This window comes from Brucella sp. NBRC 14130, from assembly GCF_040371715.1.
GTDB classification, from domain to species: domain Bacteria; phylum Pseudomonadota; class Alphaproteobacteria; order Rhizobiales; family Rhizobiaceae; genus Brucella; species Brucella intermedia.
In genome coordinates this window covers 48,820-75,787 of sequence record NZ_BAABTE010000007.1, presented here as the reverse complement: position 1 = coordinate 75,787, position 26,968 = coordinate 48,820, and the positions used below count along the sequence as shown (strand labels likewise).

Here is a 26,968-nt window from a genome sequence, read left to right as displayed (position 1 = left end):
CAGCCTCACTGCCCTCACCTTCATCATCACGCCGCAATCGACACCTATGGGAATTTTCATGTCGAAAAGCCGTGAAAACCTTTCATTCCTGTTGCTGCTGGCTGCCGTTGCGCTGTCTGTCCCGCTCGTGCTTGGATTTCTGGGGGCAGTGCATCCGGCTCTCGATTCCTTCTCGCACTTCAGAGCCCATATCGCCGTCCTGCTGGCAGTGCTGACTTTGCCCTTGCTTTTCACCAGGATGCGGCGTGAAGCGGCTATGCTCCTGCTTTTTGCGGTCATGGCTCTCAGCACGACTATCGGTGCGGCACGCGATTTCCTCAGCGGGTCCACCGGCGCACAGGCAGACGAACAGGCTGGCGCGCGCTATAGCCTCGTCCAGATCAATCTGCGCGAAGACAATCCTGAGCCGAAACGCATTCTCCAGATGATCGCGCGGGAGAAGCCCGACGTCATCACCTATGAGGAAGCGAGCGACCAATGGATGAAATGGCTCACCATCATCCAGGGTTCTTATCCCTATCATCTTAATTGCGCTGACGACCCCAATACCTGGGGCGTGGGAATCCTGTCCAAACGGCCTTTCAGCGAAGAGGCGCAGACGGCCTGCGTCGGTGACGGCTTGCTGGCAATTGCGCCGATCAACTTCGGCGGAACCACCGTGCACGTGGCCGCCATTCACTTTTCATGGCCATGGCCGCGCTGGCAGCCGCATCAGCTCCGCTATATTGAACCGGAATTGCAGAAGCTGAACGGTCCGCTGATCATTGCCGGCGATTTCAATGCGGCTCCGTGGAGCAATGCCGTTCGCCGGGTCGAGTACGCCTCCGGAACCCGCCATTTGACCGGTATCGGCGGCACGTGGATGACGCACCTGCTGCCTGTTACGCTGGCGCCCTATATCGGCCTGCCGATTGATCAGATACTCGTAAGCCCCGAAATCGGAGGGGCGAAGGTTTCGGCCCGCGAGGACGCCGGCTCCGACCACCTGCCGGTGCGGCTCGAGTTTTCCGTTCCGCCGCCTGTTCGACCCGATGAAGAAGAACCGGAAACGCAGTCCGTGATGCTGCAATAAAAAAGGCGGTCGGGGACCGCCTTTTTCTTTTACATGTTCACGTAAACCGGTCCTTCGCCGACACTCCCTTAAACGCATTTTCGAAACGCAAAACCGGTACCCACTTTTGCTGGAAATGCTCGGACGGCGGACAAAACGGACGCCGTTTCCGCAAACATCACATGTTTACGTAAACGGGTCCTTCGCCGCCTTGTGGCGGCACCCAGTTGATGTTCTGGTTCGGGTCCTTGATGTCGCATGTCTTGCAGTGCACGCAGTTCTGCGCGTTGATGACAAACCGCACGTCCTTTGCCTGCGGATCGGCAGCGGCGTTACCGTCCGCATCCACCCATTCATAGACGCCCGCAGGGCAGTAGCGTGTCGAGGGGCCTGCAAAAACATCGTGCTCGGAAGTCTGCTGTAGTTTCATGTCAGCGACCTGGAGATGCACAGGCTCGTTCTCATCATGGTTCGTGTTCGACAGGAACACCGACGACAGCCGGTCGAATGTCAGAACACCGTCCGGTTTCGGATAGTCGATCTTCGTGTGCTTTGCGGCCGGTTCCAGCGACTGCGCATCGGTCTTGCCATGTTTCAGCGTCCCGAAGATGGAGAAGCCGAAAAGCTGGTTGGTCCACATGTCGAGACCGCCGAGCGCCACGCCGACAATCGTGCCGAACTTCGACCACAACGGCTTGACGTTGCGCACGCGCTTCAGATCCTTGCCGATCAGGCTCGAACGCCAGCTGTTTTCGATCTCCACCGGCTCGTCATTGGCGCGGCCCGCCGCAATTGCTTCTGCGATCTTGTCGGCAGCGAGAATACCCGACAGAACCGCATTGTGGCTGCCCTTGATGCGCGGCACGTTGACCAGACCAGCCGAACAGCCGATGAGCGCACCGCCCGGGAACGAAAGCTTCGGCACCGACTGGAAACCGCCTTCGGTAATCGCACGTGCACCGTAGGAAAGACGCTTGCCGCCCTCGAATACGTCGCGAATAGCCGGATGCGTCTTGAAGCGTTGAAATTCCTCAAATGGCGACAGATACGGGTTTTTGTAGTTGAGGTGCAGCACGAAGCCGACCGCAACCATATTGTCTTCCAGATGATAAAGGAACGAGCCGCCGCCGGTCTTCATGTCGAGCGGCCAGCCGAATGAGTGTTGGACCAGACCCGGCTTGTGCCTGGAAGGGTCGACCTGCCACAGTTCCTTGAGGCCGATACCGTATTTGGCCGGTTCGCGACCTTCATCGAGCTTGAACTTCGAGATCAGCTGCTTGGCAAGCGAGCCGCGTGCGCCCTCGCCGACCAGAGTATATTTGCCGAGCAGTGCCATGCCGCGCGTATAGTTCGGCCCGTGCGTTCCGTCGCGTTCAACGCCCATATCGCCCGTGGCGACGCCGATGACCGCGCCTTCATCATTATAGAGCACTTCGGTTGCCGCAAAGCCCGGATAGATTTCCACGCCCAGTTCTTCGGCCTTCGTGCCAAGCCAGCGGCAGACATTGCCGAGCGACACGATGTAATTGCCGTGATTGTTCATCAAAGGCGGCATGGCAAAATTTGGCAGGCGCACCGATCCAGCAGGCCCCAGCACAAGGAAATGATCAGCCGTCACCGGCGTCTTGAACGGATGTCCCTCCTCCTCGCGCCAGCCCGGCAGAAGCTGGTCGATACCCACGGGATCGACGACAGCGCCGGAAAGAATATGCGCGCCCACTTCCCCGCCCTTTTCGAGGACAACGACGGAAAGCTCCGGATTCGCCTGTTTCAAACGGATTGCCGCAGCAAGGCCCGCCGGGCCTGCGCCGACGATCACAACGTCGAACTCCATGCTCTCGCGTTCGGGAAGCTCCTGATTTGCATATTCTGGGGCTTCAGACATTCATCCCTCCGTCCGGTGTAATATCGTCTTCTCACTAAGATAGCCCAGACGACACATCCAATTGTTTTTGTGCATGATCTGATCGCGAATATCCATGAACCGACTGCCCGTCAGCACTGGCGGCACACGAAAGACCTGCCGTTTCCCCGTATTCCGCCTTACCCTGTCGCAGAGTTGGAGACTGTCGCAAATGCGTCCAATTGTCCAAAACGGACGTCTTACGTCCTCAAATATCTTGACCTTAACGTAAACGTCAAATCTATTCCATTCAAGAAGCTGCGATGAGCATTTGTCCGAACGGTAGGGAAGCATAACTTCATGTCATATTGAGGGTTCTGCTCAAGCCCGCGCAGGAAACAGGGTACGAACCGGAACTAATGGGCCAAACACCCCCAAAATCTGAACAGGGCTATTGCATTCACCTGCAAAATTCGCCACCTCAAAGGTGAGGTAGATAATGGCTGAAAATCGCGAAACGCTGGATATTGAAGGTTTGCTACGCTTCTATGCAGAAGCGGGCGTCGACATGCCGCTTTCCGAAACGCCGATAGATCGGTTTGCCGAGCCGCAGCGCCCTGCCCCGGCCCAGCCCGCCATGCAGACGCAAAGCCCGCCTGAACGCCCCCGGCAGCAGCCCCGCCCCGCACCAGCACCTGCTCCCACCAGCAGACCTGTTCAAGCTGCGGCCGATCTTCCCGATACGGCGCAGATTGCGCTTGCGCGCGAAGCGGCGGCGCAGGCTTCAACGCTGGACGAACTGCGGGAAAAGCTTGCCGCATTCGATGGCTGCAATCTGAAATTCACAGCGAAGAACCTTTGCTTTGCCGATGGCGATCCATCCTCCGACATCATGTTCATCGGCGAAGCGCCCGGACGGGATGAGGATATGGAAGGGTTGCCGTTCGTCGGAAAATCCGGCCAGCTTCTCAATCGTATGATCGAATCCATCGGTCTGAAGCGGGAAAGCGTCTATATCGCCAACACGATCCCGTGGCGTCCGCCGGGCAATCGTACACCGACGCCGCTTGAAACAGAGCTTTGCCGGCCTTTCATTGAAAGGCAGATCGAGCTTGCCGCGCCCAAGGTTCTGGTTGCGCTGGGCGGACCGGCGGGCAAGGCGCTCACGGGTGCGACGGAAGGCATCCTGCGGCTGCGCGGCAACTGGAAGATTCATCGGACACCATCCGGCATCGAAATCCCCGTCATGCCGACGCTGCATCCGGCCTATCTTCTGCGCACTCCGGCGCAGAAACGTTTCGCCTGGCGTGATTTTCTGGCCGTGAAGCTGAAATTGGCCGAATTGACGAGTTGATAACCGGATATTTCAGTGGCATCGGCAAGGACCCGGGCGGCATTGTCACCAACATGCCGCAAACATGGTCTATTCCGCCGCTTGCCAAAGCGCCTATCGGCGACATGTAGCCCTAAATTCTGGTTCATAGAGCGGAAAGCGCTCTATCTGTTTGTTTTATGCATTGTCCGACGCAAAGCCGCTTCGCACTTTTGCTGGAAATGCTCGAGTGGAGTTTTTCATGGCTGGCCAGCTCCTGCCCATAGCCGCTTTGCTTGCAAGCACCTTCCTCATGCTGCTTGCAGGCGGTCTTGCGGGCATTCTTCTGCCTTTGCGCGGCGGCATGGAAGGCTGGTCGACCACGACCATCGGCTGGATGGGCACGAGCTACTCCTTCGCTTTCACGATTGGCTGCATCGTGGTGCCGCATCTGGTGCGGCGCGTGGGACATGTTCGCGTTTTCTCCGCGCTGCTCACACTGCTTTCGATGGCGCTTCTTTTGCACGCACTGCTCGTCAACCCCGTCGCATGGATGATCTTCCGCGGCGTCGCCGGCTTTTCACTCGCGGGCAGCTACATGATTATCGAAAGCTGGCTGAACGAGCGCGTGACCAATGAATCGCGCGGCCGCATCTTCTCGATCTATATGATCATCACCATGCTCGGCCTGCTCTGCGGACAGTATATCCTGCCGTTCGGCGACGCAGGAACACAGACGCTCTTCATCATCTGCGCCATCATCTATGCCAGCGCACTGCTTCCGACCGCCCTTTCAAGCGCGCAATCGCCCAATCCGCTGACGCAGGTTTCGCTCGACCTCAAGGGGCTTTACCGACGGTCGCCCGCTGCTGCGGTCGGCTCGCTGATCGCCGGTATCGTTGCGGGCACGTGGAATTTCCTCGCAGCCATCTACGGGGAGATGAATGGCCTTTCCACCTTCGGCATTGCGACTATGCTTGCCTGCGCCATGATCGGCGGTGCGATCTTCCAGTATCCGCTTGGCCGGGGGTCAGACTTCGTGGACCGTCGCTATGTGATGGTGATAGCCGGGATCATCGGCTTTGTCCTGTCGTTGGTGATGGTGCTGTTCCATCCCACTTCGCCCACAGCGCTCTACATCATGATGTTTCTGTTCGGTTCGGTGATTTATCCGATCTACAGCCTGAACGTCGCCCATGCCAACGACTATGCAGACGCCAGCGAATTCGTGAAGGTTTCCGGTGGATTGCTGATTATCTACGGCGTGGGCAGTGTCATCGGCCCCGCACTTTCCGGCCCGTTGATGGATCTGATCGGCGCATCGGGCTTCTTCGTGACCATGGCTATCGCTTACGCCCTATATGGCCTGCACGCGTTCTGGCGCATCCGCCGCTTCGAGCGTCCGGCCATCAGCGACCAGAAGACCGAGTACAAGTTCCATACGCCGGACGGCCAGTCCACGCCGGAGACCATGCAGCTCGACCCCCGCGCAGAAGGCGCACCTGGCCAGAGTTGACTACTGCGTTTGCGGCGCATTCACCTTGTGCGGCGCGATGGAAAGCTTGTGCTCGCGATAGATGATGAAACCGCCAGCCGCCATGACGATGGCGCTGCCTGCCAGCATTTCCAGAGTCGGGATGTCGCCGAACAGCAGGAACCCGATGGCAAGCCCCAGCAGCATCGATGTGTATTCGAAAGGGGCAATGGTCGACATGGGCGCGTGGCGATAACATTCGGTCAGAAGGATCTGCCCGACCCCACCGGCAAAACCGGCCCCTATCAGCATGGCAAGCTGCGGCCAGCTTGGTACGATCCAGCCGAATGGAAAGCTCGCCAGGGAGATGACGCTCGCGGATATGGAAAAATAGATCACGATGGTCGATGTGCGTTCAGTCTGCACGAGATGGCGCACAAGCATCATTGCTACCGCGGACATGACCGCTCCACCGAGGGCGGCAAGGGCACCGATGGCTTCTTCAAACCCTATATCGCCGCCAGAGAACACCGTCAGCCGCGGCCATATGATGAACGTTACCCCGCCGAGCCCGATGAGCACCGCGCTCCAGCGATAAAGCCGCACCACTTCGTGCAGGACGACCGCGCCAAGAATGACGCTGATCAGCGGCGAAGCGTAATTGATGGCGATTGCTTCCGGCAACGGCAACTTCGTCAGAGCGAAAAAGCTCATCGACATGGAACAGACGCCGACCAGCCCGCGCCAGAAATGGCTGAAACCGTTCTGCGTGCGGAATACGCCCGAAAGTTGCCCGCGCCAGGCCAGATAGAGCAATATCGCGAAGATAGCGAAGAACGACCGGAAGAAGATCAACTGTCCGACCGGCACGCCATCAGTCGCCTTCAGCAAGGTGGACATGGCGACGAAAACGGCAACGGAAGCGATTTTGAGACCGATGCCAAGCATCGGGTTCGTTTCAAGATGGGCAGCCTCGACAGGCGCGCTCGTATGAGCGTTCACAACGCAATTCCTTAAAATATGATGCGCAGCTACACCCGAAATATTCGCGTGCCCGTCTTTCTTATTCCTGTTTGTGACACAGCACCAGTAGCTCAAAGGTCAAGTCGAAAAATATTTGGTAAAACATCCATCCTGCTGCAAAGCCCGGTTGGTTGTTCTGGAATTAAGTTTCCCTCGGCAGCAATTCCGGGTACGAATCCAGCATCGTGAGTTCAACGTGAGTTCAGGGAGAGAGTTTCCACTATGCGTACTGAAACCGGCCAGACATTTCGTCTCGAAGATTACCGTCCTACCCCTTACGCCATACCCGAGACGAAACTGGATTTCTCACTGGAACCGGAAAAAACCATCGTCCGTGCGACCCTCACCATCGAGCGCCGCGATGACACCCCCGTCGGTACGCCTCTGGTGCTGGATGGCGACGAACTGAAACTCGTCAGCATCGCCATTGATGGCAAGCGGCTCGCCGATAACAGCTATGGCGCAACGCCCGACCAGCTGGAAATCAGCGACCTGCCGGAAGGAAGTCGCTTCACGCTTGAAATCGTCACGGAAATCAATCCGACGACAAACCGCCAGTTGTCCGGCCTTTATCGCTCAAGCGGTGTTTATTGCACCCAGTGCGAGGCCGAAGGCTTCCGCCGCATCACCTATTATTACGACCGCCCGGATGTGCTGTCAGTCTATACGGTCCGCATCGACGCCGACAGGCAAGCCGCTCCAATTCTTCTGTCCAACGGCAATCCGGTCGACGGCAGATCGGTCGAAGGCAAGCCCGACAGGCATTTCGCGGTCTGGCACGATCCGCACCCGAAACCTGCCTATCTTTTCGCGCTCGTTGCCGGATCGCTCGGCGTCGTGAAGGATCACTTCACCACGCAGTCGGGAAAACCGGTCGATCTGGCGATCTATGTCGAGCATGGCAAGGAAAGCCGCGCAGTCTATGCGATGGATGCATTGAAACGCTCCATGCGCTGGGACGAGGAGAAGTTCGGTCGCGAATATGATCTCGATGTCTTCAACATCGTTGCCGTGTCCGATTTCAACATGGGCGCGATGGAGAACAAGGGGCTCAACGTCTTCAACGACAAATATGTGCTGGCCGACCCTGAAACCGCTACCGACGTTGACTATGCGGGCATCGAGGCGGTGATTGCACATGAATACTTCCACAACTGGACCGGCAACCGCATCACCTGCCGCGACTGGTTCCAGCTCTGCCTCAAGGAAGGCCTGACGGTCTATCGCGATCACGAATTCTCCGCCGATGAGCGCTCGCGCCCGGTTAAGCGCATCGCCGAAGTGAAAATTCTCAAGGCGCAGCAATTCCCGGAAGATGCCGGGCCACTCGCCCATCCGGTACGCCCGCGCGAATATCGCGAGATCAACAATTTCTATACGGCGACCGTCTATGAAAAAGGTTCGGAAGTCGTGCGCATGATCCGCACAATCATTGGGCCTGAGCTATTCCGCAAGGGCATGGACCTCTATTTCGAGCGCCATGACGGGGAAGCCGCAACAATCGAGGATTTCATCAAGGTCTTCGCCGATGTTTCCGGTCAGGACTTTTCACAGTTTGCGCTCTGGTACGATCAGGCCGGAACCCCGAAGGTGGAAGCTGCTTTCTCCTACGATGCTGCGAAGGAAACCTTCTCGATTGAACTGGCACAGTCGCTGGGGGCAACGCCCGGACAATCGGTCAAGAAACCGATGCATATCCCGATCACCTACGGTCTTATTGGGTCAGACGGCGAGGATATGGTTCCAACATCCGTCGAAGGTGGGGACGTGCGCGGCGATGTCATCCATCTGCATCGCTCATCGGAAACCATTGTCTTTCATGGCATCAAGGAACGCCCCGTGCCATCGCTGCTGCGCGGGTTCTCGGCTCCCGTCAACCTGACGGCGCCGTTATCGGACGATGACCGCGCATTCCTTGCCCTGAACGACAGCGACCCGGTCGCACGCTGGCAGGCACTGACCGGAATTTTCAGCCAGGTCCTGCTCGAAGGAGCCAAGCGCGTTCGCGGCGATCATGCACCGGCGATTGATGAGAGAAATGTGGAACTTGCGGGCAAGGTGGCGTCCGATGAGACGCTTGATCCGGCCTTCCGCGCGCTCTGCCTGACGCTGCCTACCGAAAGCGACATCGCGCGCGAAATGGGCAGCAATGTCGATCCGGACGCGATCCTTGCCAGCCGGAACCATTTCATCGATGCCATCGCCGCCCGCTATGCCGATGAATTTGCGAAGCTCTACGATGCCCTCAAACAGGATGGCGCCTTCTCGCCGGATGCCGATGCAGCAGGCAAGCGCGCCTTGCGAAACGCGCTGCTCGACTATCTGAGCCGTCATGAAAAAAGCCAGCAACGCGCCGCCGACCAGTTCGCCCTTGCCGATAACATGACCGACCGCTTCGCGGCGCTGACCGTGCTGGTGCATCGCTTTGGCGATACGCGCGAAGCAAAGGACGCACTGGCAAGCTTCGAACAGCAGTTCGGCAAGGATGGGCTCGTGATGGACAAATGGTTCAACGTGCAGGCGAGCCGTCCCGGCGAAGTAGCCTTGCAGGCCGTGCGCGACCTTACGAAACACGCCCTCTTCTCGCTCGACAATCCGAACCGCGTCCGTTCATTGATCGGTTCGTTCTCCGCGTCCAACCCGACCGGCTTCAACCGCAACGATGGTGCGGCTTACGAGTTTTTTGCCGACACGATCCTGTCCATCGACCCGGAGAACCCACAACTGGCGGCGCGGCTTCTGACTGCGCTCCGTTCCTGGCGCTCGCTCGAAGATACCCGCCGTGAACATGCCAGGGCAGCGCTGGCGCGCATTTCCGGCGCGGGCAAATTGTCGACCGACCTGCGCGACATCGTGGACCGCACTCTCGCCTGATTCGCGTTCCATCCTGCCATCGTGATGATTCGCCCGTTCCGGTTGCTGATATGCTACCGGAAAGGAGCTTTCCATGCGGACTAGGGCAAAGGTGGCGAGGCAGTCAGCTTTCATGAGTCTTTTCATGCGTTTAGCCGAATCAAATGCCACGCAGATTCCACTTAACAGCTTGAGATTCATGAATAAATTGGCCGGTGAATTTCCGATTTTTACGCCTCGTTAACGAATTCGCTGGACAGCGCGAATCACTTTTGATTCATTGATGTCATTCGGAGGTGGCGTATTCCGAATCACTTCACTCGCAGGGAATTCACGAGGGACCATTATATGGCGAGCACCGACGCGTATGGCGCGCCGGCGGGGACGCATTGCGAATCCGGTCGGAAAAGAAGAAAGGGCAAGCTTTCGGGCCATGTCAGTCTTCTTGCTGGTCCGGCCTATGGCAAATTCGTCTCGATCGAGCCTATCCTGCGACGTCTCGTACCTGCACTCATCATCATTTTCCTGATTATTCTCGGCGTTGCGCGCGTCTTTTCGATGCTGGCGTGGCGCGACGATATCGAGCAGCAGCACAAGGCATTTCTGTCGGCTGCAACGGCCAATCTTGCACAGATGATCGAACGCGCCGCCAATGGCACCGACGCCGGCGCGCAGTTATCCGCGAAGGACGTTCAGGACACGATGGCGGAGTTTCGCTCTCGCGGGCTGTCATCCCCGGGCATGACGCTTGCCGTTATTGACGGGCAATCGTCGGTGGTAGCGGCATCGGGTCCGGGCCCTGATATTTCCGGCAAACCACTCGACACAATCCTGTCGGATGCGCAGCCGCTGTTCCTGTTTGCAGAGCGTGCAGGTGTGCTGAAAGTCACGCTGCAGGCCGAACCGGCATTCGGCGCCCTGTCGAAGCCGCTGTCCCTGCCCTATTCCATTATCGCCGTGGAACCGGAAAGCACGATCTTTGCGGAATGGCGCCGGGCCGTGTCGCTCAATGTGACACTCTTTGCCGGTACGACGGGCGTCATGTTCGCCATTCTCTACGCCTATTTCAGCCAGGCGGCGCGCGCTCGCGAGGCCGACGATCTTTCCGGCCAGATCCAGCGGCGTATCGATCTGGCGCTGGCGCGCGGCCGTTGCGGGTTGTGGGATTGGGACATGGCGCGGGGCCGTATCTACTGGTCGCGCTCGATGTATGAAATGCTGGGCTATGAAGCGCAGGACGCAGTGCTGCCATTCGGCGATGTGGCTGCAATCATCAATACGGAAGACGGCGACCTCTATTCCATCGCCGAACAGGCAGCGGCAGGCGATATTTCGCATGTCGATCGTGTCTTCCGCATGCGCCATGCCGATGGTTCATGGGTGTGGATGCGTGTCCGCGCAGAAATTGCGAGCGAAGGCGACCTCCATTTGGTCGGCATTGCCTTCGACGTCAGCGAACAGCACCGTTTTGCACAGCAGACGGCGGAAGCCGACATGCGCATCCGCGAAGCCATCGAGAACATTTCGGAAGCCTTCATCCTGTGGGATTCCAACAATCGCCTCGTCATGGCGAACTCCAAATTCAGCGAATATGCAGGACTGCCGGTCTGGACGCTGAAACCCGGCGTGCCACGCAACGAAGTCGACGCCCATACGCGCCCATTCACCTTCGAGCGCCGCATGGCCAATGAGCATAACCGCGCCGGTGGCCAGACATTTGAACGGCAGTTGAGCGATGGACGCTGGCTTCAGGTCAACGAACGGCGCACGCAGGATGGCGGCCTTGTCTCCATCGGCACGGATATTACCCAGCTCAAGCTGCATCAGGAACGTCTGGTCGATAGCGAACGCCGCCTGATGGCGACGATTCACGACCTGTCGATTGCGCGAAAGGGCGAGCGCGACCGTGTGCGCGAGCTGTCCGAGCTTGCGCGCAAATATGGTCAGGAAAAGGAACGCGCTGAGGCCGCAAACCGCGCCAAGTCCGAATTCCTCGCCAATATGTCCCACGAATTGCGCACGCCGCTCAACGCGATCATCGGTTTCTCGGAAATGATCCAGGCTGGCACATTCGGTCCGCTCGGCTCCGATCGCTACGAAGAATATATCAACGACATCCATACGAGCGGCAACTTCCTGCTCAACGTCATCAATGACATTCTCGATATGTCGAAGATTGAGGCCGGACATTTCTCGCTGGACCGCGAGGAAATCGATCTCTGCCCGCTCATCAACGAGACAGTGCGCATGATCTCGCTACAGGCGGATGAGAAGAATATTGCGGTCAATACGCGCATCGAAGACGCGATGCAGCTTTATGCCGACCGGCGTGCGATCAAGCAGGTGCTGATCAATCTTCTTTCCAATGCGGTGAAATTCACCTCCTATGGCGGGCAGATCACGGTGCGGGCACGCAAGACCGGCTCGGCCCTGTTCATGACCATTCAGGATACCGGCGTCGGCATTCCGAAATCGGCGATCAAGAAGATCGGACAACCCTTCGAGCAGGTGGAGAACCAGTTCACCAAGACCCACACCGGTTCCGGTCTGGGGCTTGCCATCACCCGCTCTCTGGCCGAACTTCACGGCGGCTGGCTTCGCATTCGCTCGACCGAAGGCGTCGGCACTGTGGTTTCTGTCTGCATTCCTGACCGCAAGCGCGGTCTCGTTGGAAATGGCGCAGAAACTCACGCGGCTTGATCAGATATTCAAGAGCTTCTCGAAACCTGTCCGCACGTCGACAGCAACTTCCGCCAGATGATGCTCGACACGCTTTATATCGGGCATGTCTGCCGCACGGCATAACAGATCGATCATGCCTGGTATGAACTCCTCGCGCTTTGCATCGCTTCCAAGGCACAGGCGGATCGTCTGGCTCAGATTGGTATAGAGGCGGTGCGCACTCACCAGATTGTCGGCAAGCGCCGGATCGGCAAAGGACGGGTCGAGCGCTGAAAGGATTTCTTCTGTACCCAGGGGACGCGGCTTCCGGTCAAGCTTGTTCGCCAGCACGGCAAATTGGGCAATGAACTCCAGATCGACAATGCCACCGGGCTTGAGCTTGAAATCCCAATCATCAGCAGGCGGTTTTTCCTGATAGATGAGATCGCGCATCTCACGCACATCCTTGGCGATCTTCTTCACATCACGCGGCGTTGAAAGGACCTCGTCTATCTCGCTCCTGATGTGCTCCATGAAGGCCGCGTCACCGTGGATCGGGCGCGCACGGGTCAGGGCCATATGTTCCCATGTCCATGCTTCGCTGCGCTGATACTTTCCAAAGGATTCGATGTGGGTCGCAACCGGCCCCTTATTACCGGAAGGGCGCAGCCGCATATCGACTTCGTAAAGCACGCCTTCCGCCGTCGGCGCGGAAAGTGCTGCAATGAGCCGCTGCGTCAGGCGGATATAATATTGCGACGGAGCCAGCGGCTTTTCGCCGTCGGATTCATCCGTATCCCGGTCGTGATCGTAAAGCAGGATCAGATCGACATCGGAACCAGCGGTCAGCTCGCGACTGCCAAGCTTGCCCATCGCCAGAAGGGCGACTTTTGCGCCCTTCACCCTGCCGTGTCGCCGCTCCAGTTCTGCCTCGACAACCTCGAAAGCCTTGCCGATCATCAGTTCGGCCAGATCGGAAAAAGCGCGGCCAGCCCGCACGCCGTCAATGGCGCTAGTAAGCAAGCGAATACCGATCAGGAAGCGATGCTCGGCGGCAAAGATGCGCAGCCGGTCCAGAACTTCCTCATAGTCGGTCGCAGGCCCCAGAAACACGCGAAGGCGCTCTTCCAGATAGGCACGCGTGGGCATTTCGGAGAAGATCGCCGGATCAAGCAATCCGTCGAAAACATGTGGATTTCGCGTGATGATTTCAGCAAGCCGGGGTGCGGCGCTCATGATCATGACGAGAAGGTTCAGGAGGCGGGGATTGGATTGCAGCAGGCTGAAAAGCTGGATGCCCGCCGGCAGGCCTTTCAGAAAGCCATCGAAACGCAGCAACGCCTCGTCGGCACGTTTTGTCTCGGCAAAAGCCTTGAGCAGGGCTGGCGTAAGTTCGGTCAAACGCTCACGCGCTTCGGCAGATTGGGTCGCGCGATAACGCCCGAAGTGCCATGTACGGATCACGCGGCATATATCGCTCGGACGCTCATAGCCCATTGCGGCGAGTGTCTCCAGCGTACCCGGATCGTCCACATCGCCGGTAAAGACCAGATTGCCGGATGAGCTTCCAAGTTCGGGAGCCTGCTCGAACAGCGCCGCGTAGTGCTTTTCAACGACCCTGAGCGCGTCGAGAAATGCATCGGCGAAGACTGCCGGATCGGTATGGCCCATCATATGGGCGACACGCGCAAAGCCTTCATCGTCTTCCGGCAGTATGTGCGTCTGTTCGTCGGCAATCATCTGGATGCGATGCTCCACATCGCGCAGGAAATAATATTCCTTCGCCAGAGCGTCGCGGGCCTTCTCGGTGATCCAGCCCCGCTCCGCAAGTCTTGCCAGCATCGGCACCGTCTGGTTGCCGCGCAATTCAGGAAAGCGCCCGCCAGCGATCAGCTGCTGCGTCTGGACGAAGAATTCGATTTCACGGATGCCGCCGCGTCCAAGCTTCACATTGTGGCCGCGCACGGCAATATCGCCATGGCCCTTATGAGCGTGAATCTGCCGCTTGATAGAATGCACGTCAGCAATGGCCGCATAGTCGAGATATTTGCGCCACACGTAGGGGGAAAGTTCCGCCAGCACCTGTTTTCCGGATTCGCGATCACCGGCAACAGGCCGCGCCTTGATCATGGCCGCGCGTTCCCAGTTCTGGCCGCGCCCTTCGTAATAGTGAAGTGCCGCGCCGACAGGAATGGCCAGCGGCGTGGAACCGGGATCGGGGCGCAGGCGAAGATCGACACGGAAGACGTAGCCGTCACCCGTCCGGTCCTGCAGGATACGGACAAGGCGGCGCGTCAGCCGTGAAAAAGTCTCGACGCATTCATAAGGATCGCCAATAGCCGGTCGGGTTTCTTCAATGAAGACGATAAGATCAATATCGGACGAGTAGTTGAGTTCACGCGCACCGAACTTGCCCATGCCGAGCACGATCCAGCCACTGTCCTTGTCGGGATGGTTGCGGTCGGGAAGTTTGATCTTGCCCGCGCTATCCGCATCGAGCAGCAGGAAGTGAACGGCAGCGCCCGTGCAGGCTTCAGCCAGATCGGTGAGCCAACCGGTCGTTGCCTGCGTGTCGAAGATACCGGCGAGATCGCAGAGGGCGATCAGGACGTGTGCTTCGCGTTTCAAAACGCGCAAGCTCGTCATGAGCGAGGCTTCCGTCACGGCGTCGCTTGCAGCGCTGGCCGATATTTCCGACAGAATATCCTGCAACGCCGCCTCGGGCGTTTTTGCGACGATGCGGTCGAGAATGCGCGGATGGCGGGTCAGAGCTTCGCGAATGAACGGTGAGAGATCGAGAACAGCCGAAAGGAAACGGGCGGCTTCCGCCTTTCGCAGCAAGGCAACGACGCCCGTAAGCTCCTCTTCTCCGGCGCGTGCTGCAAGGTCGGCTAAAAAACCTTCCGTCCTTGCGGGATCAAGCGGCGTCAAAGCACGAATATCTCTGTCGAAAAACTGTGCCTTTGCGTTTTCTGCCGCCATGATCCCCTCTTACGTCACGTTATTCCACCTTCTCCGACGGCAACGGGAACTCCAGAACGGCGCGCAGGCCCGGATCGTTGCCTTCAAGACGAAGTGCGCCACCGTGCAATTTCATCACAGCCTTGGCAAGGCTTAAACCGAGTCCAGAGCCGGGTTGTGTGCGGCTTTCCTCAAGGCGAACAAAACGTTCCGTCGCCTGTTCGCGTTTTTCCTCGGGAATGCCGGGGCCGTTATCGGCAACGATAATGCGGACCCAGTTCGGATCACGTTCCATCGAAAGCCTGACAGTCGCGGTCCGCTCATCACCGCCCGCATATTTGATCGCATTATCCACGAGATTCGAAATCGTCTGCCCGACCAGTTCGCGGTTGATGTGAAGCGCTACTTCATCAAGATCGCCAAGCGTGAGATTCACGCCCGCATCTTCGGCGACCGGTTCGTACATTTCGGCCACGTCCCGAAGAATAGGCGCCACCGGCATGTTTTCGAGACTCTCCGATGAATAGCCCGCTTCAAGCCGCGAGATCATGAGGATTGCGTTGAAGGTACGGATCAACTGATCCGACTCGCCAATGATGTCTTCCAGGGCCTCACGATATTCCGGGCCAGCCTTCTTACCGGAAAGGGCTTCTTCCGCACGGTTGCGCAGGCGCGTGAGCGGTGTCTTGAGATCATGGGCGATATTGTCGGAGACCTGTTTCAGCCCTTCGTTCAATTCGAGAATCTTGCCGAGCATGACATTGAGATTGCCCGACAGGCGGTCGAATTCATCGCCGGAACCGTTAACCGGAAGCCTGCCCGTCAGGTCGCCATCCATGATGCGCTGTGAGGCCTTCGATACTTCATCGATGCGCTTCAAGGCGCGCCGCCCCACGAACAGCCATATCAGCAGCGCCCCGATTCCCATGATGCCCAGCGCCAGCATGAGCGACCGGCGGACCACATCGCGGAACCGTTCCGGTTCGCCAAGATCACGGCCAACCAGCAGCCGCATGCCATTCGGCAAGGCGATCACGACCGCAATGGCGCGGTGTTCCGTCTCGGTGCCCTGCTCGCCGTAGCGCCGATATTTGAAATCACGTTCGATAACGCCATTCGTGTCCAGAACACCGGGTTCCACGCTTTCGACATTGCCGGCAAGGATGCGGCCCGTCGGATCAGCCACCAGATAGAGGTAGGCCCCCGGCTGGCGCGAGCGATAGTCGATGGTCCGCACAAGCTGCGGAATGCCGCCTCGCGCATAGCTCTTGCCGATGCTGCCTATTTCCTCGCCGAGCGACTGCTGGGTCTGTGCAGCCAGCATGGAGGCGGACAGATTGGTCATATAGAAGACCAGTGCTACCGCACCCACAATGAAGAGCAGCAGATAAAGCGTTGACAGTCGAACGGCGGTGGTGCGCATGAGCGCGGAAAAGCGGCCCATTAGAGCATTTCTTGTTTAAACTGAATCATAGGAAACGCTCTTTCCTTTGTTTTTACGCAGTCTTTATCCCAAAATCGGTTCTCACTTTTGGGAGACATGCTCAATCCACCTTGGCGGCTGTGGACTGTTTCGACTTGCCAGCCTTCAGCATGTAACCGGCGCCGCGCACCGTGTGAAGCAACGGAACGTCAAAGCCCTTCTCGATCTTCGAACGCAAACGCGAGATATGCACATCGATCACATTGGTCTGCGGGTCGAAGTGGTAATCCCAGACATTTTCGAGCAGCATGGTGCGCGTGACGACCTGCCCGGCGTGGCGCATCAGATATTCGAGCAGGCGGAATTCGCGGGGCTGGAGGGTGATGTCCACATCCTGTCGGCGCGCGGTGTGCGCAAGCCGGTCAAGCTCCAGATCGCCGACACGGTAGATCGTATCTGCCTCTCGCGGGCTGGAGCGGCGCTGCAAAACCTCGACGCGGGCCAGCAATTCCGAGAATGCATAAGGTTTGGTCAGATAGTCGTCGCCGCCGGCGCGCAGGCCGGTGACGCGGTCGTCCACTTCGCCCAGCGCGGAAAGGATAAGTACCGGCGTTTCCATGCCCTTGGCGCGCAAACCAGCCACCACGGACAGGCCGTCGCGCTTCGGCAGCATGCGGTCGACTACGAGAACATCGTAGCTTCCATTTTCGGCCAGCGCATAGCCGGTCTCGCCGTCACCGGCGATATCGGCGGAATGTCCGGCCTCGGTGAAGGCCTTCTCCAGATAGCGGGCCGCTTCGCGGTCATCTTCGATAACGAGAATCTTCATGGCGCTACTATAATAGTGTTTGAGGATAAGGCGATGCCAGGCGGTGCACCGCCTGGCATCGAATTTCTCAGAGCCTTGAGCAGCCGGTCATCATCCCTGATCGATCGGCAGGGCTACGAAGCGGCTCTGGTCGTTGCTCTGCAATTGCAGCAGCACTGCCTTGCGACCCGACTTTTCGGCTTCGCTGATGGCGTTGTTGATGTCCTTGGCGCTCTTCACCGTCTGGTTGTTGACACTGACGATGATGTCGCCGGAACGGATACCACGGTCGGAGGCATCGCTGTCGGGATCGACATCGGTCACCACCACGCCGTTACCGTCTTCGGACGGGGTCACGGTCAGGCCATAGGAGTCGAGGGTCTCGTTCTGGCCGCCGCCATTGTCGGTCGAAGGGGTGGCCGACTTGCCCATATCGCCAGGCATCGCTTCGATGGTGACGCTGATTTCCTCGGCCTTGTTCTTGCGCCAGACGGTCAGAGCCGCCTTTTCACCGGGAGCAACGCCAGCGACCTTGCGCGCCAGATCACGCGTATCCTGCACGGTTTCGCCGTTGACTGCCGTGATCACGTCGCCGGACTGGATGCCGGCCTTGGCAGCAGGACCATCCTTCTGCGGCGAAGCGACGAGTGCGCCCTTCTCTTCGGCAAGGCCGAGCGAAGCGGCGATATCCTTCGTCACCGGCTGTATCTGGACGCCGATCCAACCACGTTCCACCGAGCCCTTCTTGATGAGCTGGTCAACAACCTGCTTTGCGGTCGAGGCCGGAATTGCAAACGCAATGCCCACGCTACCGCCCGAAGGCGAGAAGATGGCGGTGTTGATGCCGATGACCTGACCCGACAGGTTGAAGGCCGGACCACCGGAGTTGCCCTTGTTCACGGCTGCGTCGATCTGGATGAAGTCATCGTACGGACCGGCGCCGATATCGCGGCCACGAGCCGACACGATGCCGGAAGTCACCGTGCCGCCAAGACCGAACGGATTACCGACAGCCACCACCCAGTCACCGACGCGAATCTTGTTATCGTCGCCGAATGCGACATAGGTGAACTTCTTCTTCGGATCGTTGACCTTCAGTACAGCCAGATCGGTGCGCGGATCGGTGCCGATCAGCTTCGCATCGAGTTCGGTGCCATCGTCCATCACGACGCTGTAAGCATCGCCGTCGGAAACGACGTGATTGTTGGTTACGACATAGCCGTCTTCAGAAATGAAGAAACCTGACCCCTGGGCAACCGGGCGTTCGTGACCCGGACGGGGACCGCGCTTGCCGCGGCGATCCGGGCGCGCGTCAGGACGTGCATCGCCGCGCGGCTCCATGCCAAAATCGCGGAAGAAGCGCTTGAGTGGATGATCGTCCGGAAGCTGATCGAAACCGGGAGGGCCGAAGAACTGGCCGCCGCCACCACGGTCGGCGGTTTGCTGCACGTCCTTCTTGACACGGACGCTGACGACAGCCGGACGAACCTTTTCAACGAGATCGGCAAAACCCGCAGCCTGCGGCGGCGGCGTTACCTGCACGGCATCTGCACGGGCGTCATTGAGCGCGCCGATGGGACCGGTCGCGACAAATCCACCGGCGAGAACGGCCGACAATGCAATCGCGGCAACGCCCTTGCGATAGTTGGAAATCCTGGCTCTGGACATCTATTTCTCCTTACGAGCAGTAATCCGGCCGCGGCCCTGATCATTCAGGAAACGTGGACCTGTGAAACCTTTATAGAGCGTAAGATAGTGAGGGCTACCTTACCGCTCCGTTTCCACCACATGAAAGTTTCGTAAGGTTACGAATAACAAGTGCAGGCGACCAGTGCCTATTTGCCGTCCAGCAGGCGCGAGAGTTCAGCCTTTTCGCTTTCCGTAAGCGGCTTTGGCGCCTCCCCGACCCGCTTGCGTCCGCGAAAGGCAAAAACCAGCGCTACGGCACCGATCAGCAATATGACGACAGGAAATCCCCATAGCACAATGGTACGCGCACTAAGACGGGGCTTCAAAAGCACGAACTCTCCGTAACGGTCGACGATAAAGTCCATCACCTGTTCGTCACTATCGCCTTCCTTCAGCCGGTCACGGACCAGAATACGCAGATCGCGGGCGAGCTCGGCATTGGAATCGTCGATCGATTCGTTCTGGCACACCATGCAGCGCAGTTCGCCGGAGATGGCGCGGGCGCGCTTTTCAAGCACCGGATCGGACAGGACTTCATCCGGATTGACCGCGAGCGCCGCAGTCCCCTGAAAGGCCAGAGCGGCGCCAAGCAGGAGTGCTGCAAATGCCGACCGCTTTTTCATGCTGCGGCCTCCGCCTCTGGACGAGCCGATTTGCGGCTGCGCGACGGCGCGCCGACCCGGAGGCGACGATCCGCCAGGGAGAACAGCGCACCCGCCATCATGACAAGCGCGCCATACCAGATGAGCGTCACATCCGGCTTCCACCAGATACGCACCACGACCGAACCATCGCCCGGTTCATCGCCAAGCGCAACATAGACCTGGCTGAACCACAGTGTCTTGATACCCGATTCAGTCGTGGGCATCTGGCGCGCCGGGAAGAAACGCTTGGACGGTTCGATCTGTCCAAGGCTGCGGGAACTGGAATCGAGCAGCGTGAACGTGCCGCGATTTTCGGTGAAATTGGAGCCAGTCAGCGGGCGCAGGCCTTCAAAGCGCAGCGTATAATCCTGCACCTTGGCTGTGTCACCTGGGCGCATGATCAGTACACTTTCCGTACAGAAAGTGGTCACGCTCACAATGCCGAGCAGCGTCACGCCAAGCCCTATATGGGCAAGCGCCGTACCGAAAACCGAGCGCGGCAAGCCCTTGAAGCGTGCAAACGCCTTGCTTGCGGAGACCTTGCCTATACCAGCCTTGAGAACGAGATCCGTCAGGCTGCCGAAAATCAGCCACGCCGCAAGCCCGATGCCGCAGGCGGCGAGAACCGATTTCGCCGAGGTGCTCCACAGAACGATTGCCGCCGCCACGAGGGAGAGCGCAAAAGCCGCCATCAGACGCTGTGACACGCCGTAAAGATCGCCACGCTTCCAGGCGAGCAGCGGGCCGAAGGGAACCGCAAACAGAAGCGGGATCATCAGCGGGCCGAACGTCATGTTGAAGAACGGCGCGCCAACGGAAATCTTGTCACCGGTCATCACTTCCAGCAGCAGCGGATAAAGCGTGCCGATCAGCACGGTCGCAGCAGCGGTCGTCAGGAATAGATTGTTGAAGACGAGCGCGCCTTCGCGCGAAATCGGATGGAAGATGCCGCCTGCGGTCAGGCTCTGCACCCGGAGCGCGAAGAGTGACAGCGACCCGCCAATGAAGATCGCAAGAATTGCCAGAATGAAGAGACCGCGTCCCGGATCGGTGGCGAAGCTGTGAACCGAGGTCAGAACGCCGGAGCGGACTAGGAAGGTGCCAAGCAGCGACAGCGAAAAGGTGAGGATCGCAAGCAATACGGTCCAGATTTTCAGCGCCGAGCGCTTTTCCATGACGAGTGCTGAGTGGAGCAGTGCGGTGCCGACCAGCCAAGGCATGAAGGATGCATTTTCAACCGGGTCCCAGAACCACCAGCCGCCCCAGCCAAGCTCGTAATAGGCCCAGTAGGAACCCATGGCGATGCCGCCGGTCAGGAACATCCATGCGACAAGCGCCCATGGACGCACCCAGCGCGCCCATGCGGCATCGAGGCGCCCCTCCAACAGGGCCGCCACGGCAAAAGAGAAACACACCGAAAAACCGACATAGCCGAGATAGAGCAGCGGCGGGTGGATCGCGAGGCCGATATCCTGAAGGATCGGATTGAGATCACCGCCCTCCATCGGAGCCGGAAAAATGCGGGTAAAAGGATTGGACGTGAAGACGATGAACGCCAGAAACGCCACCCCGATCCAGCCTTGCACGGCGAGGACATTGGCGCGCAGCGTTTCCGGCAGGTTGCCGGAAAAAGCCGCGACCAGCGCACTGAAGAAGGTGAGAATGAACACCCACAGCAGCATGGAGCCTTCGTGATTACCCCAGACGCCAGTGATCTTGTAGAGAAGCGGCTTTTGCGAGTGAGAATTCTCGACAACATTCAGGACCGAGAAATCCGACACGACATAGGCATGGACAAGCACGGCGGATGCAAGGCAGATCAGCGCAAAGACTGCAATTGCCGTCGGCGCCGCGACTGACATGAGCTGTGTGTCGCGACGATGCGCGCCGACCACCGGCACGATCGATTGGACAATCGACAATGCCAGTGCCAAAACCAGAGCAAAATGGCCTATCTCGACGCTCATCTGCAGTCTCCATCAGGCACGCAACCGGACATCGCCGGTTGGACTGCCCCAACTGTTACTTGCCTTCCCAGACACCCTTTTCCTTCAGGCTGTCGGCAAGGTCCTTGGGAATGTAATTTTCGTCGTGCTTCGCCAACACGTTGTCGGCGCGGAAAACCCCGCCATCACCGAAACGCCCTTCGGCGACGACGCCCTGCCCTTCGCGGAAGAGATCAGGCGGAATGCCCTCGTACACGACCTTCACGGTCTTGATCGTATCGGTCACCGTGAAACGCAGTTCGCTGCCCTCGCGGCTGACCGACCCTTCCTCGACGAGACCGCCGAGACGGAACCGCGAGCCCGAGGCCATGTCCTGTTCCGTCAGGTCGGCTGGTGTGCGGAAGAAGCGAATGTCCTGACTGAAAGCCATCAGCATCAGCCCGACCGCGATGGCCAGAACTGCCAGCGCACCGCCGATCAGGAACAGGCGCTTGCGCTTTCTCTGGCTTACGGTACGGGCGAAATTGACCGCCGGTTTGCTTTTGCGTGCGTTGTCGTCTGCGGTCGCGCTCATTTTTGTGCGTTCCCTGCCTTTATATCTAGTCCAAGCCCGGCTGCGAAACTCTCAAGGTTCGACCGGCTTTCGCCTTCAAGGGCTGTCATTCCGCGATTGAGAGCGTCAAGTGCTGCATCGCGGCGATTGAGGATCATATAGGAGCGCACAAGGCGCTTCCAGCCTTCGACATCCCCGCTATTCTGGCGAAGACTTTCGTCGAGACGTTGAACCATGCCTTCGATCATCGCCTGCCGGTCTTCGGGGCTCATCGACGAAGCGGCATCGACATCGTCAGCCGTTGGCCCCTTCGACTGCTGCTGAACGGCAGCGGGATCGCGAAGCCGGGCGATGGCCTGTTCAATCTGGCCGCGCCACGGCGCGTCGGCGGGGGCTTTGTCGAGGAACGCCTGCAGGCGGTTGGCCGCCAGATCCATGCGACCATCCTGCATCTCACCCTGCGCGAGATAGAATTGCGGGCGCACATCATTCGGTTCGAGATCGGCAGCCTTCCTGAAGAAACCTTCGGCCTCGGCGGTTACGGTGCCGCCTGAAGCGGTTGCCAGTGCTTCACCCAGCCCCAGAACGCGCGGGAAATTCTCACCGGCGATGCGAATGGAGCTGCGATAGGCATTGACGGCATCAGCGGCGCGACCAAGCCGCAGATAGATCGGCGCCAGCACGTCCCATCCACGCACATCGCCCGGATTTTGCGCCAGATGCGCTTCGGCACGCGCTACCAGTTCATCGACAGAGCCGCGATTCGCACTGGCCGAAAGCCGTTCGGCGAGCGGCATGGAAGGCATGTCCGGTTTGCCGAAAAGCGGATAGATGCCCCAGGCGATCAGCGGCACTGCAAGCACGGCGATGAAAGCCAGCATCCGGCCCGGCACTGCCTTGCCCGCGGCTTCCGCAGCTTCCTTGCCGGACTTTTCAGCATTCAAAATGCGACGCGAGATTTCGATGCGTGCCTGTTCGGCGCTCTGCGGGTCGATCATGCCGCGTGCAGCGTCGGCTTCGACCTCGCGCAACTGATCCCGATAGACCTCAAGATCGTTCTTTTCAGCGGGCAAGAATGCCTGCTTGCGCCGCGTGAGAGGCAACAAAACAGCCAGAGTGGCTGCCAATGTCAGTAATGCTGCAATAAGCCAGAATCCCATGGCTACGACTTAAGCGCAGCCAAGGGAAAAACCAACTACTACCTGCAGTAAGTTGCTACCTAGGGCAATTCGCCGCAAAGGTAGGACGCGAGAGTTACGTCAGAGGAGTCCAGCTGCCGTCTGGATTGCGACATGCTGTTCCACGGGAAGTCTGCTGCGACCCGCCGATGTTGAAGCTGTGCGAATACTGGCGGCAATTCTGAGAGCCGACCTGATAAGGCTGCGCCGCCGTCACGTCGCCGGAATTCCACCCGCTCCCGCTCCAGGATACGGCCTTACCTGCCGGTGAATATTCAAGCGCACGATATTCAGCCTCAAGGGCCTTCTTGCGGTCGGCTGCGTTCAGCTGATTTGCGGCGCTGCCAAGGAGACCGTTTCCAAGAGACGTCAACAGGCTGGTTTCGGGCTTCTGTTCCGTAGAACCACCGCCCAGCGAAGCAAGACCAGTGCCCTTGCCGGTCGTGCCACAGGCTGACAATGCGAGCGCCACGGCAAGCATCATCGAAGCGACTGAAACTGGGTGAGAAAACCTGGATACCATCATCATAACAACCGGCCTTCATAAACAATTAGCATGCACACTATATCGGCATGTGACTTTTTCAGTTTATCTTCTAGTTGGCTTTCGACCAAAAACAACCTTCAATCTTCCGTCAGCGGCAACACGATCCGAACACCCAATCCACCAAACGCACTCTTGCCCAGATGCAGGCTGCCGCCATATTCGCGAACGGTATCCTGCACGATTGCCAGCCCAAGCCCCGTTCCCGGTTTTGTTTCATCGACGCGGCTGCCGCGCTTCAGCGCTGCCTCGATATTGTCTGATGCCAGACCTGGACCGTCATCTTCTATCAGGACTTCAAACTGCCGTTGCTCCCCAGAAATAGGGGCAAGCCCGATATTGATACGTTTGCGGCCCCATTTGCCCGCATTCTCCAGCAGATTCCCGACGATCTCTTCCAGATCTTCCCTTTCGCCAGCAAAGACCGCATTGGGCAGTTCATTCCTGAAGGTAACGCTGAAAGCCGGATTGAGTTTCGCCGTGACGCGCTGCATGCGTTCGAGAATCGGCGTCACAGGTGTACGGAACACCACACTGTCACGCTGCGCGGCAATGCGCGCGCGCTGCAGATAGTGCTGTATCTGCACCTGCATCGCCTCGCTCTGTTCCTGAACAATGCGTCCATGTTCACCACCCATGCTCCGTGCTTCATTGACCAGCACGGAAAGCGGGGTTTTGAGAGAATGGGCGAGATTGCCGACCTGCGTTCGCGACCGTTCGACAATACGGCGATTGTTTTCGATCAGCGCATTCATTTCACTGGCGAGCGGCGCAATTTCGACAGGCAGCGACGCATCGAGCTTGGACGAACGTCCCTCGCGAATATCGGCCAGCGCTTGACGCACCTTGTCGAGCGGACGCAGGCCGAACAGGATCACAGCGGCATTGATGAGGATACTGCCGATGCCGAAAATCGCCAGATAGGTCGCGAGGCTGGTTCTGAAATCGGATATCTCCTTCAGAACCTCGCTGAGATTGCCCATGACACGAAAACGCGCAACGCGATTGGCAGTATCCAGAACCACTTCGGTTTCAACGATGAAGAGCTCCTCGCCGTTGAGGCCGGGCAAGGTGTAGCTACGCATGAAGGAACTGTCGAAGGGTGCCTGCGAGACCGGCATTTCAGGTACGATGCGCCCTATCAGCGATGGCGATTGCAATTTTCCGGTCAGGTTCGGCGTGACGGGATCGACGGACCAGTACCAACCGGAGAGCGGGCTGGAATAGCGTAATTCGCCCAGTTCCGGGCGCCCCTGCAAGGAGCCCTCGCCCGACGTGCTGACGGCACCGACCAGACTGAACAGGTGGGCGGTCAACAGGCGTTCAAAATTGCTGCGCGCAGCTTCGCCATAAAGTGAGCCGATGAAAGTCGCCACCACCACAAGTGCCACGATGACCCAGATCGTCGAAAGAGTAACGACGCGGACTGCGAGCGAACGTAGCGGAGGAAAGACGCTAAGAAGCTTCAGCTGTCATCGCCTTTCGTTTCGTCCCCGCCCTCTTCAGAGCGGATGCGATAGCCCATGCCGCGCACGGTCTCGATCAGGTCGACACCCATTTTCTTGCGCAAGCGACCGACAAAGACTTCAATCGTATTGGAATCGCGGTCAAAATCCTGATCGTAGAGATGTTCGATCAGTTCAGTACGCGAGACCACCTCATCCATATGGTGCATCAGATAGGACAGAAGCCGATATTCGTGCGAGGTAAGCTTGAGCGCAACGCCGTTGACACTTGCCTTCGACGTTTTCGTATCAAGATAGAGCGGCCCGCAGACGAGTTCCGACGAAGCATGTCCCGCAGCGCGGCGGATCAGCGCGCGCAACCGCGCAAGCACTTCCTCGATATGAAAGGGCTTGGCCACATAATCGTCGGCTCCGGCGTCAATACCGGCAACCTTGTCGCTCCAGCGATCGCGGGCCGTAAGCATGAGAACAGGCATTGTACGCCCGCTGCGCCGCCAACGCTCCACGACGCTGATGCCATCCATACGCGGCAGGCCGATGTCGAGCACCACAGCATCATAGGGCTCCGTATCGCCGAGATAATGCCCTTCCTCGCCGTCATAGGCACGGTCGACCACATAACCGGCAGCAGCCATTGCTTCGGAAAGCTGCCGGTTCAGGTCCTTGTCGTCTTCAACGATCAGGATACGCAAGCGGACATTCTCCCTCAATCTACGAAAAACAGCGGCAAAAGCTGTAGTTATTGAGCGGGAACAGCCACTTCAACGCGGCGTGGACGCTCGCCATCGCGGCCTGGCACAAGCACCACGACCACGCACATGGGACGCCCGTTCTGAGTCGTGGCGGTGGCCTTGGCAAGCTGACCGCCCTGCTGGGCAGCCACCTGTTCGCCGACCGCCGCACAATCTCCGGCGGCAGCGACAATGAGATTGGATTTCTGCGGCGCAGTCATCGGCAAGGCACCGGCATCGACCGGCAGCAAGCCAATACTAACCGCTAGAAGCGCGAAAACTTTGAGTGCAGAATTTTGTTTCATCATGCCGCCTTATATAGCGCCCCACAGCTGAACGATGCATGAACAACCATTCCTCTTCCGGGCCCAAAGGAAAATTCAGCCCCTGACTATCACGCTTTGTGAAATTATGAAATGCGTGAAGTTACACCAATACGCCCGATTATCGTAACAATTCCGGCAATTGCAGTCGCCAATTATAGCAGAACATCCGTTAAAGCGCCCTGATCGATCAAGCCGGTTACAGGATCGAGAGCACATCAGGATGAAAGAAAACGGAAACGACATCGATTAATTCATATACTCAAAATACAGTCACGTATCTCAACCAACACCCCCACTCTTCTCAGATAATCATTGCCGAAATGCGGTCGACGACGGGTCCACCTGTCCGTTCCTTGTAACAATCCAAACAAAACTGAACTGGAAGCCCATAGCCGAGATCATTCCGTCTTTTCGTTTGCTCATAAGTGTCGACGTTTGACTAGTTCGCATTTATTACACCCCCGTAGGCGAGAGGCACGCGA

Annotated in this window: 19 protein-coding genes; 5 read left to right on the top strand and 14 right to left on the bottom strand. The window is 58.4% G+C overall.

The genetic code is table 11. From position 1 onward, the window contains the following. The first annotated feature begins 58 nt into the window (after positions 1-58). Positions 59-1,072: an endonuclease/exonuclease/phosphatase family protein gene (locus ABWW28_RS16170; RefSeq protein ID WP_353391429.1), complete on the top strand. Its 1,014-nt coding sequence runs from the start codon at positions 59-61 to the stop codon at positions 1,070-1,072. 157 nt (positions 1,073-1,229) lie between these two features. Here the strand turns inward: ABWW28_RS16170 and ABWW28_RS16165 are convergent, their stop codons facing one another. Continuing rightward, positions 1,230-2,936, bottom strand: coding sequence for an electron transfer flavoprotein-ubiquinone oxidoreductase (locus ABWW28_RS16165; protein WP_176588338.1), 1,707 nt, complete (start codon positions 2,934-2,936; stop codon positions 1,230-1,232). A gap of 457 nt (positions 2,937-3,393) precedes the next feature. Between ABWW28_RS16165 and ABWW28_RS16160 the strand changes: the two genes are divergently transcribed. After that, a complete protein-coding gene (locus ABWW28_RS16160; protein WP_006466355.1) occupies positions 3,394-4,248 on the top strand; it encodes a uracil-DNA glycosylase in 855 nt (284 codons plus the stop codon). Between the two features lie 220 nt (positions 4,249-4,468). Beyond that, positions 4,469-5,722 carry an MFS transporter gene (locus tag ABWW28_RS16155; RefSeq protein WP_031347247.1) on the top strand — a complete coding sequence of 418 codons (1,254 nt, stop codon included), beginning with the start codon at positions 4,469-4,471 and terminating at the stop codon, positions 5,720-5,722. Here the strand turns inward: ABWW28_RS16155 and ABWW28_RS16150 are convergent, their stop codons facing one another. Beyond that, positions 5,723-6,682 (bottom strand): DMT family transporter, encoded by a 960-nt coding sequence (locus ABWW28_RS16150; RefSeq protein ID WP_353391426.1) that lies wholly within the window; start codon positions 6,680-6,682, stop codon positions 5,723-5,725. Positions 6,683-6,925: 243 nt separating this feature from the next. Here ABWW28_RS16150 and pepN point away from each other — a divergent pair, with 243 nt between their 5' ends. Next, entirely contained in the window at positions 6,926-9,577 is a 2,652-nt protein-coding gene (gene pepN, locus ABWW28_RS16145) for an aminopeptidase N (RefSeq protein ID WP_353391424.1), read from the top strand. Positions 9,578-9,904: 327 nt separating this feature from the next. Further along, positions 9,905-12,256 carry a PAS domain-containing sensor histidine kinase gene (locus tag ABWW28_RS16140; RefSeq protein ID WP_353391422.1) on the top strand — a complete coding sequence of 784 codons (2,352 nt, stop codon included), beginning with the start codon at positions 9,905-9,907 and terminating at the stop codon, positions 12,254-12,256. Here the strand turns inward: ABWW28_RS16140 and ABWW28_RS16135 are convergent, their stop codons facing one another. From ABWW28_RS16135 to ABWW28_RS16080, 12 genes are all read right to left on the bottom strand, one after another. Then, complete coding sequence (locus ABWW28_RS16135; RefSeq protein ID WP_353391421.1) at positions 12,257-15,199, bottom strand: bifunctional [glutamine synthetase] adenylyltransferase/[glutamine synthetase]-adenylyl-L-tyrosine phosphorylase; 2,943 nt, start codon at positions 15,197-15,199, stop codon at positions 12,257-12,259. Positions 15,200-15,218: 19 nt separating this feature from the next. Beyond that, on the bottom strand, positions 15,219-16,622 hold the full coding sequence (locus ABWW28_RS16130; RefSeq protein WP_138725301.1) for a sensor histidine kinase: 1,404 nt from the start codon (positions 16,620-16,622) through the stop codon (positions 15,219-15,221). Positions 16,623-16,722: 100 nt separating this feature from the next. Beyond that, positions 16,723-17,430 carry a response regulator transcription factor gene (locus tag ABWW28_RS16125; protein WP_021587901.1) on the bottom strand — a complete coding sequence of 236 codons (708 nt, stop codon included), beginning with the start codon at positions 17,428-17,430 and terminating at the stop codon, positions 16,723-16,725. Between the two features lie 90 nt (positions 17,431-17,520). Further along, the gene (locus ABWW28_RS16120) at positions 17,521-19,077 is read right to left on the bottom strand and encodes a Do family serine endopeptidase (protein WP_353391418.1); all 1,557 of its coding nucleotides are present in this window, start codon (positions 19,075-19,077) and stop codon (positions 17,521-17,523) included. 167 nt (positions 19,078-19,244) lie between these two features. After that, positions 19,245-19,721, bottom strand: a complete 477-nt coding sequence (locus tag ABWW28_RS16115; protein WP_063882665.1) for a cytochrome c-type biogenesis protein — start codon at positions 19,719-19,721, stop codon at positions 19,245-19,247. Then, complete coding sequence (locus ABWW28_RS16110; RefSeq protein ID WP_353391416.1) at positions 19,718-21,709, bottom strand: heme lyase CcmF/NrfE family subunit; 1,992 nt, start codon at positions 21,707-21,709, stop codon at positions 19,718-19,720. The genes ABWW28_RS16115 and ABWW28_RS16110 overlap by 4 nt, the downstream gene beginning before the upstream one ends. 55 nt (positions 21,710-21,764) lie before the next feature. Continuing rightward, complete coding sequence (gene ccmE / locus ABWW28_RS16105) at positions 21,765-22,262, bottom strand: cytochrome c maturation protein CcmE (RefSeq protein ID WP_176024414.1); 498 nt, start codon at positions 22,260-22,262, stop codon at positions 21,765-21,767. Then, entirely contained in the window at positions 22,259-23,401 is a 1,143-nt protein-coding gene (gene ccmI, locus ABWW28_RS16100; RefSeq protein WP_353391414.1) for a c-type cytochrome biogenesis protein CcmI, read from the bottom strand. The genes ccmE and ccmI overlap by 4 nt, the downstream gene beginning before the upstream one ends. Positions 23,402-23,495: 94 nt before the next feature. Then, positions 23,496-23,948, bottom strand: coding sequence for an RT0821/Lpp0805 family surface protein (locus ABWW28_RS16095; RefSeq protein WP_353391412.1), 453 nt, complete (start codon positions 23,946-23,948; stop codon positions 23,496-23,498). Positions 23,949-24,043: 95 nt separating this feature from the next. Then, a complete protein-coding gene (locus tag ABWW28_RS16090; RefSeq protein WP_151610289.1) occupies positions 24,044-25,354 on the bottom strand; it encodes an ATP-binding protein in 1,311 nt (436 codons plus the stop codon). Between the two features lie 74 nt (positions 25,355-25,428). Further along, a complete protein-coding gene (locus ABWW28_RS16085) occupies positions 25,429-26,121 on the bottom strand; it encodes a response regulator transcription factor (RefSeq protein ID WP_012092446.1) in 693 nt (230 codons plus the stop codon). Between the two features lie 47 nt (positions 26,122-26,168). Then, the gene (locus tag ABWW28_RS16080; RefSeq protein WP_010661592.1) at positions 26,169-26,465 is read right to left on the bottom strand and encodes a hypothetical protein; all 297 of its coding nucleotides are present in this window, start codon (positions 26,463-26,465) and stop codon (positions 26,169-26,171) included. Between the last annotated feature and the right edge of the window lie 503 nt (positions 26,466-26,968).

Bases quoted from the DNA above. Each gene is read 5' to 3' on its own strand.
- ABWW28_RS16080 (WP_010661592.1), bottom strand. From the start codon at position 26,465: ATGAAACAAAATTCTGCACTCAAAGTTTTCGCGCTTCTAGCGGTTAGT.
- ABWW28_RS16120 (WP_353391418.1), bottom strand. From the start codon at position 19,077: ATGTCCAGAGCCAGGATTTCCAACTATCGCAAGGGCGTTGCCGCGATT.
- ABWW28_RS16095 (WP_353391412.1), bottom strand. From the start codon at position 23,948: ATGATGATGGTATCCAGGTTTTCTCACCCAGTTTCAGTCGCTTCGATG.
- ABWW28_RS16115 (WP_063882665.1), bottom strand. From the start codon at position 19,721: ATGAAAAAGCGGTCGGCATTTGCAGCACTCCTGCTTGGCGCCGCTCTG.
- pepN (WP_353391424.1), top strand. From the start codon at position 6,926: ATGCGTACTGAAACCGGCCAGACATTTCGTCTCGAAGATTACCGTCCT.
- ccmE (WP_176024414.1), bottom strand. From the start codon at position 22,262: ATGAGCGCGACCGCAGACGACAACGCACGCAAAAGCAAACCGGCGGTC.
- ABWW28_RS16135 (WP_353391421.1), bottom strand. From the start codon at position 15,199: ATGGCGGCAGAAAACGCAAAGGCACAGTTTTTCGACAGAGATATTCGT.
- ABWW28_RS16165 (WP_176588338.1), bottom strand. From the start codon at position 2,936: ATGTCTGAAGCCCCAGAATATGCAAATCAGGAGCTTCCCGAACGCGAG.
- ABWW28_RS16160 (WP_006466355.1), top strand. From the start codon at position 3,394: ATGGCTGAAAATCGCGAAACGCTGGATATTGAAGGTTTGCTACGCTTC.
- ABWW28_RS16155 (WP_031347247.1), top strand. From the start codon at position 4,469: ATGGCTGGCCAGCTCCTGCCCATAGCCGCTTTGCTTGCAAGCACCTTC.
- ABWW28_RS16130 (WP_138725301.1), bottom strand. From the start codon at position 16,622: ATGGGCCGCTTTTCCGCGCTCATGCGCACCACCGCCGTTCGACTGTCA.
- ABWW28_RS16110 (WP_353391416.1), bottom strand. From the start codon at position 21,709: ATGAGCGTCGAGATAGGCCATTTTGCTCTGGTTTTGGCACTGGCATTG.
- ccmI (WP_353391414.1), bottom strand. From the start codon at position 23,401: ATGGGATTCTGGCTTATTGCAGCATTACTGACATTGGCAGCCACTCTG.
- ABWW28_RS16170 (WP_353391429.1), top strand. From the start codon at position 59: ATGTCGAAAAGCCGTGAAAACCTTTCATTCCTGTTGCTGCTGGCTGCC.
- ABWW28_RS16125 (WP_021587901.1), bottom strand. From the start codon at position 17,430: ATGAAGATTCTCGTTATCGAAGATGACCGCGAAGCGGCCCGCTATCTG.
- ABWW28_RS16140 (WP_353391422.1), top strand. From the start codon at position 9,905: ATGGCGAGCACCGACGCGTATGGCGCGCCGGCGGGGACGCATTGCGAA.